Raw genomic sequence first — 13,845 nt, forward strand, 5'->3', positions numbered from 1 at the left:
TAATAATAAAGATAAGGAGTTGTAAATATAATGGAACTTAATATATGTCATTTGTATCCTGATTTGTTAAATGTATATGGAGATTTAGGCAATATTCTTATATTAAAATATAGAGCTGAACAAAGAGGAATAAAGGTAAATGTGTTTAATGTATCTATAGGAGATCCTTTTGAAGCTTTAAAATATGATATAGCTTTTTTTGGTGGTGGACAGGATTACGAACAGTCTATAGTTTCAGATGATTTAAATCAAACTAAGAAAGAGAATATAACAGAATATATAGAAAGTGGAAAAGTATTTCTTGCTATTTGCGGCGGATATCAATTGCTTGGCAAATATTATACTACCCCTGAAGGAGAAAAACTTGATGGACTTGGCATCATAGATGTATATACAGAAGGTGGAAGTGTGAGATTTATAGGAAATACAGTTATACGCAATGAAGAATTTAATGAAACTTATGTAGGCTTTGAAAATCATTCAGGAAGAACTTATATAGGTAAAGAATTAAAGCCTCTTGGAAAAACAGTTGTAGGGTACGGAAATAATGGTGAAGATGGATATGAAGGCTGTATATATAAAAATTGTTACTGCACATATTTTCATGGCTCTCTTCTCTCAAAAAACCCTGAGTTAGCAGATAGACTTATAGAAACAGCTTTATCTAATAAATCTGGAGAAAAAATAGAATTAGAACCACTAGATAATAGTCTAGAGCTTAAAGCTAAGGAGTTTATTGTAAATAGGGAAACTAAGAAGAACTAGAATTTTATACTTCAATTGTAACTTAATAAGCATATTGCGAAGCAAAGCTTCGCAATATTTTTAAACTCTGAAATTGGATTAGCCATTTACTTGTTCATTATTTTTAATTTTATCATTTCTTCTTCTTCAGCAGGGGATATATCATCGAAGGTTTTAAATACATAACCTTCATTTTTTAAGTATTTTATAATATCAGGTAATGCCTCTACAGTAAAGTGTTTATAGTAGGTATCATGCATTAAAATTACTGCGAAATTTTTGTCTTTGCATTGGGTCATAACGTTATTTTTAATCTTGTCTACAGCTACCACGTGGCTTTCAGCATCTCCAGAACATACATTCCAATCTACATATCTTATACCTTTTTCATGTAAAGCTTCTTTTATGGAATTTATATTAGCTTTGCTTGTAACCAAATTAGTAGAGCCACCAGGAAGTCTTATGTATGGTGAAGGAGTTTTTCCAGTTAATTTTTTTATAACATTATAACAAGCATCATAATCATCAAGGTAAGCATTTAAATTTCTGTATATTTTTTTGTAGTCGTGAGAATATGTATGTACACCAACACACATTCCACTATCAGATATTTCTCTTAATATTTGAGGATTTTCATTTGCTTTTATACCAACTATAAAAAAAGAAGCTTTTACATTATTATCCTTTAATATACTTAATATTTTTCTTGTATTGTTTATACAAGGACCATCATCAAAAGTTAAAAAAACTTCTTTAGGATTTAAAGATTGATCATTTGAATTTAAGTAGCTAGAGCTTGAAACTTTATTATTTGTAGAATCATAGGATGAATTGTATAAAAAATTTTCAGATACATTTGAATGTACAGTTAAACATAGGAAAATTACTGTAAAAACATAAATACTTTTTTTCATATAATCACCTGCTTTGTTTTCTTTACTATATATGTTAACCTGTATTTTAAAAATAATATAAGAAATAAAATACATTTATAGAGCTTTATAGAAGGTTTTTGAATTTGGATATAATAAGCATAATGCGAAGGATCGGTTATTTATTTTAAACTATAAAATTTATGGTTAGTTTAGGAAGTGATTATTTGAAAAAAGGATATATTTACTCTATAATTTCAGCTATATTGTTTGGTACTGCTGGAATATTTGTTAAATTGTCATTGAAAATAGGATTAGATTCTATAAGTTTGCTTACAGTACAGTATATTATTGCAGTTTTTCTTATGTTTACCACAGCATTTATAACAGGAAAACAAAAGTTAAATATAACAAAGATACAATTAATTAGATTGTCTATTTTAGGTGTAGTAGGAAATACTTTTATGACTATATTTTATTACAAAGCATTTGAGTATTTACCCGTGGCTATGGTTACTATGCTCCTATTTACATATCCCATAATGGTTTTGATATACTCTATTGTTTTTCAGAAACAAACCTTAGATAAGAGAAGAATATTAGTGATATTTATGGCTTTTCTAGGATGTTTATTGACACTAAATATTTTATTAGGAAACTTTAAATATTCAATAAAGGGAGTAATATTTGGACTTTTAAGTGCATTATTTTATGCTTTTATGAACTTATATACTGAAAAGAAGCTATTTGAACTAGATTCTTTATCTATTAATGCTTATTCAACATTATTCTCGTTAATATCATTATTAATATACAGATGGCCAACTTTTTTATTTAAGGAAAATATTCAAATCAATGCTTTCATTTATGTAGCTATTTTAGCAATAGTTTGTGAAGTAATTCCATTGACATTATTGTATGGTTCTATAAAATACATAGGAGCGTTAAAGGTTTCTATAATTAGCAATTTAGAAATACCAACCGCTATGGTAGTATCCTCTTTTATTTTAAAAGAACAAGTAACCTTCACTCAAGTTATTGGAGCGTTACTTATAGTTTATGCAATATATTTGATTAGAAAAGAAGATTAGTAGTATAAATACTACAATTAAAAAGTGATAGTAAAAATTATTCTAATTGCATCTTGCAGAGTTTTTTATTATCATAGCTATTTATATAGCAGGATTACAGTTTATTACAAAGCATAATATATAGACAACAATGTTTTAGCTAAAATTAAAGGTGAAAATTATAGAAGAAATTTAAAATGTTAATTATTATATTTACAGATAATAATTAATATTTTCATTAATGTCTCAAAAAAATTGCAATAGTAATTTATTGTTTGGCAAGTAAAATAATTCTATTTAATTTATGCAAGTTAAAAAATAAAAACTTGCATAAATAGTATAGCACATTTTGAATAGTATATCATTTATCTGTAAAAATAGCGCAAGTGTGCTAGGTTTTTGCAAGGTAAATTGAAAAAATCTAGCAAAAAATAAAAAATATAATTTTTTTCTTGCATTTTCTTGTTAGAGGTGTAATAATTATTATATAGTGTTGAGGGGGGATAACATGGATTTAAAGTTAGAATATATAAATATTAAAAATTGCAAAAGCATTTATAGAAACTTAACAGTATCCGAATTAACAGAATTTGCAATTAAACGTGAGGAAGGAATTTTATCAGATAAAGGAGCATTAGTTGTAAATACAGGAAAATATACTGGAAGATCACCTAAAGATAGATTCATTGTAAAACAAAACAGCATAGAAAATAAGGTAAATTGGGGAGATACAAATTTGCCTATAGATGAAAACGTATTTGACAAATTTTATGGCAAAGTTACAGAATATTTAGAAAACAAAGACATATTTGTGTTTGATGGATTTGTAGGAGCTATGAAAGAATATAATATGCCTATTAGAGTAGTATGTGAGAATGCTTCTCAAGCATTATTTTCCAACCAACTATTTAGAAGACCTAACTTAGAAGATTTGACAAATTTTCATCCGCAATTTCATGTTGTTTCTGCTCCGGGGTTTAAGGCTAAAGGAAAAGAAGATGGAATAAATTCTGAAGCTTTTATAATGATAAACTTTGATAAAAAGATAATATTAATAGGTGGAACACAATATTCAGGAGAGATAAAAAAGGCTATTTTTTCGGTAATGAACTTTTTATTACCTGAAAAAGGAGTTCTTCCAATGCATTGTTCTGCAAATATCGGTGAAGATAAAAAAACAGCTGTATTCTTTGGATTATCAGGTACAGGAAAAACCACTTTATCAGCTGATCCTGAAAGAAAGCTTATAGGCGATGATGAACATGCTTGGTGTAATGATGGTATATTTAATTTTGAAGGTGGATGTTATGCTAAGACTATAAAACTTGATAAAGAAAAGGAATATGAAATATATAATGCTATAAAGTTTGGAACAATGCTTGAAAATGTAGTTTTGGATGAGAATAGACAACCAGATTATAACAGTAACAAATATACTGAAAACACAAGAGCAGCATATCCATTAGAGTATGTAGATAATATTGAAAAAAGCGGAATAGGTGAAAGTCCTGATACAATCATCTTTTTAACAGCAGATGCATTTGGTGTAATGCCACCTATATCAAAACTTTCAAAGGAAGCTGCAATGTATCATTTTATGTCTGGATATACAAGTAAAGTAGCAGGTACTGAAAGAGGGATAAATGAACCAAAGGCTACATTTTCAGCTTGCTTTGGAGAACCTTTTATGTTGATGAATCCTTCAGTTTATGCTGAGCTTCTTGGAGAAAAAATAGATAAATACAATACAGAAGTGTATCTTGTAAATACAGGATGGCTAAATGGAGGATATGGAAAAGGAAATAGAATAAAGCTTTCTTATACACGGGCTATGGTAAAGGCTGCACTGGAAGGAAGATTAAAGGACGTTGAGTATTTAGAACATCCTATATTTAAGGTCTTAATGCCTTTAGAATGTCCTGGGGTACCTTATGAAATATTGAATCCTAAAAATACATGGGAAGATAAAGAAGAATATGATCATAAAGCTGTAGCCTTAGCAGATAAATTTAAAGAAAACTTTAAGAAGTTTAAAAATGTACCCAAAGAAATAATTGAAGCTGGTCCGGAAATAAAGATAGTTGAATATGCATAAATAATGTAATAAAAACTTTGTTTTTACTTAATAAAGGTGGTGAAAACAAAGTTTTTATTATTTCATGATATATTTAGCGAAAAATAATAATCAATAATTTAATGTTAATTTTTATAATATTATATAGCATTTTATAGATAGTAAGTTATTTTTGTATTTAGGTTCATGGAAAATGGACATAGAATAGTGTACTATGAATGGTACCTGACAAATAATATAATTAAACTTTTTAAGGGTAGGTGTTTTTATGAAATTTAGAAAAATAGGTATGAGAAATATAAAAACAGCAATATCTGTTTCTATATGTGTAGCTTTGGCTCACGTATTTAATAGGGAGTATATATTTTATGCTGCAATAGCATCAGTTATAGCTATGCAAAGTTCAGTTACAGATTCTTTTAAGGCCGGGAAAAATAGAATATTAGGAACTATGACGGGAGCAGTTATAGGATTTGTGTGTGCATTTATATCTCCAAATAACATAATTCTCTGTGGTGTTGGTATCATAATTTTAATATTCATATGTAATTCATTGGGATGGAATAAATCTATAACTATATCCTGCATTGTTTTTCTTGCTATAATGTTAAATTTAAATGGAAGAAGTCCATTTATGTATAGCATTAATAGAATAATTGATACTTTTATAGGAATAACTGTAGCTGTACTTGTGAATTATTTCATACTTCCACCAAAACATTGGGATAAGTTATATGATCAATATATACTTGCTATAGATAGAGTATTTATTATTATAGAAGAAAAATTGTGCAATCATAAAAAAGTGAATTTAGATAAACTAGAAAATGAAATATTAAAGTTAGAAGGCAATTTGAATACATATACTTCAGAACTTAGAATAAGGCAACAGGAAAATGTGTATATAGACAAAATTAAAAAAATTATTAATGTATGTAATGAAATATATGTACATTTAAAAATAATTGAATCAATAGAAAAGGTATGTGGACTTAATGAAAGTAATTATGTTAAGGTTGCAGATATGTTTAGCAAGGAGCCAATAAAAGAAAAGGAAAAGGATGAAATTAGTATAGTATTCAATTACCATGTGGAAAAGATACTTAATTCATTGGATAAGCTTGAAGTTATCAAATATTTCAATAAAAGTTAAGTTTTAAAATAAAGCTAATATTTAATGTTTACAAAAATTTATTAGTTGAGAACTATCTACTAAAAATAGTATAATAAAAATTGTTATTATAATTTTTCAGTATAAAAATTTCTATTGATATATTAATGAAAAGAAAGAGAGTGTGAATATATGGACATAGTACTTATATTAAAAGCTGTTGTAATAGGAATAGTAGAAGGGCTCACTGAATTTTTACCTGTGTCATCTACAGGTCATATGATTATAGTTGGAAATTTAATAAACTTTAAAGCACCAGCCTATCCTAAGCCATATGTGGACATGTTTGAAGTAGTTATACAATTAGGTGCTATATTAGCCGTTGTTGTATTATATTGGGATAAGATAAAGGAAACTTTATTAAACTTTTTACCAAGTGAAAGAGTTTCAGCTAAAGAATCAGGATTGAGGTTTTGGATTATTGTACTTATAGCATGTATACCTGCTATAATAATAGGATTTCCACTAAAAGACAAGATAGAGGATAAGTTATTCTATCCAATACCTGTCGCAGTAGCATTAGTTGTAGGAGCAGTTTGGATGATCTATGCTGAGAATAAATACAGAAATAATAGTAGAAATATTACAATTTCTAATATAAATGCTAGACAAGCACTTATTATAGGTGCCTTTCAATGTTTGGCATTGTGGCCAGGAATGTCTCGTTCAGCATCCACTATTATTGGTGCTTGGATAGCAGGTCTTTCTACTGTAGTTGGAGCAGAATTTTCATTTTTTCTTGCTATACCTATGATGGTCGGAGCATCTGGTTTATCATTAATTAAACATAATGTTCTTTCTACATGTAATTCAGCACAAATAATAGCTCTAATAGTAGGCTTTGTTATTTCGTTTGTAGTAGCTTTAGTTGTAATAGATGGATTTATTAAATTTTTGAAGAAACGTCCTATGAGAGTTTTTGCAGTGTATAGAATATTTGTTGGAGTAATAATACTTGTACTAGCTCTTACACATAAATTATAATTTTTACATCTAAATAAAAAGTCTTTACTTAGGTTCATACGGATTGAACTGAAGTAAGGGCTTTTTTAGCTGTATAATAAGCATATTGTGATGTAAAGTTGCAGTAGAAGTTTGGATTTTAACTTTTATTCCATGATATATGATAAGGGTGTCCTCACGGCTAAATGTTTTAATTATTCTAAAGCTCGAAATTTTTGAAAGCCTAAGAACTTTGTCAAACTCGGTTCCCTCAGACAGGACTAAAGTTCTAAGGCTTTCAAAAATTTTGAGCTAAGAATAATACTAAAACAATTTAGCTAATGTGAGGACACCCTTATCATATATCACTGCATAAAATTTAAAATTCAAACTAGCAAGTTCAAGTGTACGCTCTTAATTACATTGTTATGAATAATTTTAGTAAGTCAAATTATATTTAACTATAACTTATAACATATAAAACTAAGGCGGAACCTACTGTTTTACTAATATATTTAGTTTAAATATCAGCTTTTTTATTTTATAGAAATACTTTAAAAGGGATTGGTATTTAAGTTATTGAAAAATATAACATCAAAATACGTAAATATTTCAAATATAGTTACTAATCAATAATTATACTATTTTTATAGGCTATTCCATTAGGGTATTGTTAAAATAGTCAACGTATGTATAAACTAGTTATTAAGTATTATGAAAGTTACTTCGCTTACATTCGCTTGTGTCGCATTATTTTTATAATGGAACATAAATTTAAAACTTATAAGTAAGATTTTTAATGGTAATAATAATATAAGTATTTGGTTAGCACTAATAAAATGATGTTAGAAAAGACTTGGAATTAGAAAGGTGGAATAGTATGTTAGTTAGTAATATGTATATGGCAGTAGGGGAAAGGTGTCCAGCTTATAGTTCTTTATATGAATCTAAAAATAGTAGAGCTGAGTTTGTGAGTTGCATAACATGTGAAAATTTTAAAAGTGGAGTATGTTCTTTAAATTACTATGATATTGTGGCTATGAATATAAAGAAATAAAAAAAGCGAGGTTAAAAAACCTCGCTTGGTGCTGAAGACCGGAATCGAACCGGTACGGGTTTTAAAGCCCGCAGGATTTTAAGTCCTGTGCGTCTGCCAGTTCCGCCACTCCAGCAAATTACTTTCGACATGAATTATTATAATAAATATTATGTTAGTTGTCAATAACTATCATTAAAAAGTTTGAAAGTTAAATAACTCAACATTCATACATACAAAATTTTAACTTACTATATATCACTACATAACAGTTAAAATTCAAACTAGTAACTTCAAGGATAGACACTTAAGTGCATTATTATAAATAAATTTTAGTAAACTTAAATTATATTCAACCATAACTAAGAACACTTAAAAATTAGGTATTATTAATAGTTTCCACATTTACTTATCAAATCGAAAATCAATTTATACAAATATATTTAATAATGTAGTATGTATACACATGATGCACTAAGAAGTAACTTTCAACTGTATGGAAACTGAATATATTGTGAAGAAAGATTCCAACGAATTTTAGAAGTTGTTAAGAAGAGAGCCAAAATCTATGATTTTATGCGAATAGCTTACACCGCAATTTTTTTAAACTGCGAAAATTGAGTGAATAATGCTTAAGTTATATGTAATATAATAATTATTAAAAGTAAACTTTTCCTGGCGTATCAATATGAATATATTTAAGAAAAGCGTAGGTATATTGAAAAAAACTCATATAATTTCATTTATTTACATGTGTATTCAATAATAAGTGAGAAATTTGTGATAGAATAACTATTGTCGTCGAGAGATGATGCGGTTTAAAAAAAGTTGACAAACAATGTTGACAAAGTTTTTAAATCATGATAATATTAAAAAGCTATCAATAAAGATAGCACAAAAAAAGATAGCACAAAGATCCTTGAAAATTAAACAGAGTGAAAGTAAGATATAAATCTTATTTTAAATAAGCCAGTATTAGTTAAACTAACAAGTTTAACGTCAATAATTTGAGTACAGATTAAATTTTTAAATTGAGAGTTTGATCCTGGCTCAGGACGAACGCTGGCGGCGTGCTTAACACATGCAAGTCGAGCGATGAAATCCCTTCGGGGATGGATTAGCGGCGGACGGGTGAGTAACACGTGGGCAACCTGCCTCAAAGTGGGGGATAGCCTTCCGAAAGGGAGATTAATACCGCATAATATTAGTTTTTTACATGAATTACTAATTAAAGGAGTAATCCGCTTTGAGATGGGCCCGCGGCGCATTAGCTAGTTGGTGAGGTAACGGCTCACCAAGGCCACGATGCGTAGCCGACCTGAGAGGGTGATCGGCCACATTGGAACTGAGACACGGTCCAGACTCCTACGGGAGGCAGCAGTGGGGAATATTGCACAATGGGCGAAAGCCTGATGCAGCAACGCCGCGTGAGTGATGAAGGCCTTCGGGTTGTAAAGCTCTGTCTTTGGGGACGATAATGACGGTACCCAAGGAGGAAGCCACGGCTAACTACGTGCCAGCAGCCGCGGTAATACGTAGGTGGCGAGCGTTGTCCGGATTTACTGGGCGTAAAGGATGCGTAGGCGGATGTTTAAGTCAGATGTGAAAATCCCGAGCTTAACTTGGGAACTGCATTTGAAACTGGATATCTAGAGTGCGGGAGAGGAGAATGGAATTCCTAGTGTAGCGGTGAAATGCGTAGAGATTAGGAAGAACACCAGTGGCGAAGGCGATTCTCTGGACCGTAACTGACGCTGAGGCATGAAAGCGTGGGTAGCAAACAGGATTAGATACCCTGGTAGTCCACGCCGTAAACGATGAATACTAGGTGTAGGAGGTATCGACTCCTTCTGTGCCGCAGCTAACGCAATAAGTATTCCGCCTGGGAAGTACGATCGCAAGATTAAAACTCAAAGGAATTGACGGGGGCCCGCACAAGCAGCGGAGCATGTGGTTTAATTCGAAGCAACGCGAAGAACCTTACCTAGACTTGACATCCCCTGAATTACCTGTAATGAGGGAAGCCCTTCGGGGCAGGGAGACAGGTGGTGCATGGTTGTCGTCAGCTCGTGTCGTGAGATGTTAGGTTAAGTCCTGCAACGAGCGCAACCCTTATCATTAGTTGCTACCATTAAGTTGAGCACTCTAGTGAGACTGCCCGGGTTAACCGGGAGGAAGGTGGGGATGACGTCAAATCATCATGCCCCTTATGTCTAGGGCTACACACGTGCTACAATGGTGAGTACAGAAAGATGCAAGACCGTGAGGTGGAGCAAAACTTTTAAAACTCATCTCAGTTCGGATTGTAGGCTGAAACTCGCCTACATGAAGCTGGAGTTGCTAGTAATCGCGAATCAGCATGTCGCGGTGAATACGTTCCCGGGCCTTGTACACACCGCCCGTCACACCATGAGAGCTGGCAACACCCGAAGTCCGTGAGGTAACCGTAAGGAGCCAGCGGCCGAAGGTGGGGTTAGTAATTGGGGTGAAGTCGTAACAAGGTAGCCGTAGGAGAACCTGCGGCTGGATCACCTCCTTTCTAAGGAGTCGACAAAGTAGGTAATTCTACTTTGAAGGTTTATTTAATAGCTCTGTTTGATTTTGAAGGATTTTATTCTTTCTTATTATGGGGGTATAGCTCAGTTGGGAGAGCATCTGCCTTGCACGCAGAGGGTCAAGAGTTCGAGTCTCTTTATCTCCACCATAAGGGCTTATAGCTCAGCTGGTTAGAGCGCACGCCTGATAAGCGTGAGGTCGATGGTTCGAGTCCATTTAAGCCCACCAACTATTTTTTGTTCTTTGAAAATTGCACAGTGAATATAACTTTTAAATTAAAAGTAAAGCTAAAGGTAAAACTACTTATTATATAAGTAAAAAAACCTTTGTAGATTTTAACTAAGAAAATTGTTGAAAGACAATTTTTACATGAATGGTCAAGCTACAAAGGGCGCATGGTGAATGCCTTGGCACCAGAAGCCGAAGAAGGACGTGATAAGCTGCGATAAGCTTTGGGTAGGCGCAAATAGCCTGAGATCCAGAGATTTCCGAATGGGGAAACCCACAATGCTAACGCATTGTACTGTAAACTGAATACATAGGTTTATGGAGGTAAACCCGGGGAACTGAAACATCTAAGTACCCGGAGGAAGAGAAAGAAAAATCGATTTTCTGAGTAGCGGCGAGCGAAAGGGAAAGAGCCCAAACCAGGAACTTGTTCCTGGGGTTGCGGATAGATCATAACTAAAAGCAGGAATTAATTGAAGAGAGCTGGAAGGCTCCGCCATAGAAGGTAACAGCCCTGTAAGTGAAAATGGAAGCTTTTAAGATCTAATCCAGAGTACCACGAGACACGTGAAACCTTGTGGGAAGCAGGGAGGACCACCTCCCAAGGCTAAATACTAACTGGTGACCGATAGTGAAGCAGTACCGTGAGGGAAAGGTGAAAAGAACCCCGGAAGGGGAGTGAAATAGAACCTGAAACCGTGTGTCCACAACCGGTCGAAGCACTTTTATGTGCGACGACGTGCTTTTTGTAGAACGAGCCAGCGAGTTACGGTATGTAGCAAGGTTAAGTACTTAAGGTACGGAGCCGAAGGGAAACCGAGTCTGAATAGGGCGAAAAGTTGCATGTCGTAGACCCGAAACCGGGTGACCTATCCATGGCCAGGATGAAGCGGAAGTAAAATTCCGTGGAGGTCCGAACCACGTTGGTGTTGAAAAACCATGGGATGAGCTGTGGATAGCGGAGAAATTCCAATCGAACTCGGAGATAGCTGGTTCTCCTCGAAATAGCTTTAGGGCTAGCGTTGAGATTGAGTAGTGGAGGTAGAGCACTGAATGGGCTAGGGGCTGACAACAGTTACTGAACCCTATCAAACTCCGAATGCCATATACTTGTATCTCAGCAGTCAGACTGCGAATGATAAGATCCGTAGTCAAAAGGGAAACAGCCCAGATCATCAGCTAAGGTCCCAAAGTGTAAGTTAAGTGGAAAAGGATGTGGGATTTCTAAGACAACTAGGATGTTGGCTTAGAAGCAGCCACTCATTTAAAGAGTGCGTAATAGCTCACTAGTCAAGAGATCCTGCGCCGAAGATGTCCGGGGCTAAAACTTACCACCGAAGCTATGGGCTCGAAAGAGCGGTAGAGGAGCTTCCTGTATGGAGTGAAGTCGTACCGAAAGGAGCGGTGGACTGTACAGGAGTGAGTATGCTGGCATAAGTAGCGAGAAATAAGTGAGAATCTTATTGGTCGAAAACCTAAGGTTTCCTGAGGAAGGCTCGTCCGCTCAGGGTTAGTCGGGACCTAAGCCGAGGCCGAAAGGCGTAGGTGATGGACAATCGGTTGATATTCCGATACCGCCAATTGACGTTATTACAAATGGGATGACGCAGGAGGATAGGATGTGCACACTATTGGATGTGTGTCTAAGCACTTAGATAGATCAGACAGGCAAATCCGTCTGGTTAATGTTGAGGTGTGATGGGGAGTGGCTTTATGCCGCGAAGTATCTGATTCCACGCTGCCAAGAAAAGTCTCTATGGAGGATGTTGGTGCCCGTACCGCAAACCGACACAGGTAGGTGAGGAGAGAATCCTAAGACCATCGGAAGAATTGTTGTCAAGGAACTCGGCAAATTGACCCCGTAACTTCGGGAGAAGGGGTGCCTATGAAAGTAGGTCGCAGAGAATAGGCCCAAGCAACTGTTTAGCAAAAACACAGGTCTCTGCTAAAGCGAAAGCTGAAGTATAGGGGCTGACGCCTGCCCGGTGCTGGAAGGTTAAGGGGAATACTTAGCGCAAGCGAAGGTATGAACTTAAGCCCCAGTAAACGGCGGCCGTAACTATAACGGTCCTAAGGTAGCGAAATTCCTTGTCGGGTAAGTTCCGACCCGCACGAATGGCGTAATGACTTGGGCACTGTCTCGACAACAAATCCGGCGAAATTGTAGTGCAAGTGAAGATGCTTGCTACCCGCGATTGGACGGAAAGACCCCGTAGAGCTTTACTGCAGCTTAGCATTGAGTTTCGATATTGTCTGTACAGGATAGGTGGGAGACTGCGAAACAGGGGCGTCAGCTTCTGTGGAGTCATCCTTGGGATACCACCCTGACAGTATTGGGATTCTAACCGGCGGCCATGAAACTGGTCACGGGACATTGTTAGGTGGGCAGTTTGACTGGGGCGGTCGCCTCCAAAAAAGTAACGGAGGCGCCCAAAGGTTCCCTCAGAACGGTTGGAAATCGTTCGAAGAGTGCAAAGGCAGAAGGGAGCCTGACTGCGACACATACAGGTGGAGCAGGGACGAAAGTCGGGCTTAGTGATCCGGTGGTTCCTCGTGGGAGGGCCATCGCTCAACGGATAAAAGCTACCTCGGGGATAACAGGCTGATCTCCCCCAAGAGTCCACATCGACGGGGAGGTTTGGCACCTCGATGTCGGCTCGTCGCATCCTGGGGCTGAAGTAGGTCCCAAGGGTTGGGCTGTTCGCCCATTAAAGCGGCACGCGAGCTGGGTTCAGAACGTCGTGAGACAGTTCGGTCCCTATCCGTCGCGGGCGTAGGAAATTTGAGAGGAGCTGTCCTTAGTACGAGAGGACCGGGATGGACTGACCTCTGGTGTACCAGTTGTTCCGCCAGGAGCATGGCTGGGTAGCTATGTCGGGACGGGATAAACGCTGAAAGCATCTAAGCGTGAAACCCACCTCAAGATTAGATTTCCCATAGCGTAAGCTAGTAAGACCCCTTGAAGAACACAAGGTTGATAGGTCAGAGGTGTAAGCATGGTAACATGTTCAGCTGACTGATACTAATAGGTCGAGGGCTTGACCAAATAAATTCACTGTGCAATTTTGAGATAACAAAATCTCTAAAAAACTGAATAGAAATGTAGACTAAAGATTTGATACGTTGGTTTTCTTTTTAAAGGAAACTCCACA

General features: G+C 35.2%; 7 protein-coding genes, 3 tRNA genes and 2 rRNA genes. 10 read left to right on the top strand and 2 right to left on the bottom strand.

Translation table 11 applies throughout. The features are described from left to right. Window positions 1-30: 30 nt before the first annotated feature. On the top strand, window positions 31-765 hold the full coding sequence (locus tag Q6H37_RS02055; RefSeq protein ID WP_318738946.1) for a type 1 glutamine amidotransferase: 735 nt from the start codon (window positions 31-33) through the stop codon (window positions 763-765). 86 nt (window positions 766-851) lie between these two features. On the opposite strand, the gene Q6H37_RS02060 is transcribed toward Q6H37_RS02055, so the two are convergent. Beyond that, on the bottom strand, window positions 852-1,658 hold the full coding sequence (locus Q6H37_RS02060; RefSeq protein WP_318738947.1) for a polysaccharide deacetylase family protein: 807 nt from the start codon (window positions 1,656-1,658) through the stop codon (window positions 852-854). Between the two features lie 185 nt (window positions 1,659-1,843). On the opposite strand from Q6H37_RS02060, the gene Q6H37_RS02065 reads away from it, so the two are divergent. The 5 genes from Q6H37_RS02065 to Q6H37_RS02085 all read left to right on the top strand — a co-directional run bounded on the left by Q6H37_RS02065 (window position 1,844) and on the right by Q6H37_RS02085 (window position 7,930). Further along, the gene (locus Q6H37_RS02065) at window positions 1,844-2,707 is read left to right on the top strand and encodes a DMT family transporter (protein WP_318738948.1); all 864 of its coding nucleotides are present in this window, start codon (window positions 1,844-1,846) and stop codon (window positions 2,705-2,707) included. 487 nt (window positions 2,708-3,194) lie between these two features. Beyond that, on the top strand, window positions 3,195-4,781 hold the full coding sequence (pckA, locus tag Q6H37_RS02070; RefSeq protein WP_318738949.1) for a phosphoenolpyruvate carboxykinase (ATP): 1,587 nt from the start codon (window positions 3,195-3,197) through the stop codon (window positions 4,779-4,781). 247 nt (window positions 4,782-5,028) lie between these two features. After that, complete coding sequence (locus Q6H37_RS02075; protein WP_318738950.1) at window positions 5,029-5,913, top strand: FUSC family protein; 885 nt, start codon at window positions 5,029-5,031, stop codon at window positions 5,911-5,913. Between the two features lie 150 nt (window positions 5,914-6,063). Then, the gene (locus Q6H37_RS02080) at window positions 6,064-6,915 is read left to right on the top strand and encodes an undecaprenyl-diphosphate phosphatase (protein WP_318738951.1); all 852 of its coding nucleotides are present in this window, start codon (window positions 6,064-6,066) and stop codon (window positions 6,913-6,915) included. A gap of 838 nt (window positions 6,916-7,753) precedes the next feature. Further along, on the top strand, window positions 7,754-7,930 hold the full coding sequence (locus tag Q6H37_RS02085; RefSeq protein ID WP_007064325.1) for a hypothetical protein: 177 nt from the start codon (window positions 7,754-7,756) through the stop codon (window positions 7,928-7,930). A gap of 26 nt (window positions 7,931-7,956) precedes the next feature. Here Q6H37_RS02085 and Q6H37_RS02090 read toward each other — a convergent pair. Beyond that, window positions 7,957-8,045, bottom strand: a tRNA-Leu gene (locus tag Q6H37_RS02090). Window positions 8,046-8,936: 891 nt separating this feature from the next. On the opposite strand from Q6H37_RS02090, the gene Q6H37_RS02095 reads away from it, so the two are divergent. From Q6H37_RS02095 to Q6H37_RS02110, 4 genes are all read left to right on the top strand, one after another. After that, a 16S ribosomal RNA gene (locus Q6H37_RS02095) occupies window positions 8,937-10,448 on the top strand. An 89-nt stretch (window positions 10,449-10,537) separates the two neighbouring features. Continuing rightward, window positions 10,538-10,613: transfer RNA gene (locus Q6H37_RS02100), tRNA-Ala, on the top strand. Window positions 10,614-10,616: 3 nt separating this feature from the next. Next, a tRNA-Ile gene (locus Q6H37_RS02105) sits at window positions 10,617-10,693 on the top strand. Window positions 10,694-10,840: 147 nt separating this feature from the next. Continuing rightward, window positions 10,841-13,739: ribosomal RNA gene (locus tag Q6H37_RS02110) — 23S ribosomal RNA — on the top strand. The 16S and 23S rRNA genes sit together here with 2 tRNA genes alongside, the layout of an rRNA operon. Window positions 13,740-13,845 lie beyond the last annotated feature (106 nt).

Source organism: Clostridium sp. JS66 (genome assembly GCF_033561535.1).
In the GTDB taxonomy this organism is placed as follows: Bacteria; Bacillota; Clostridia; order Clostridiales; family Clostridiaceae; genus Clostridium_AM; species Clostridium_AM carboxidivorans.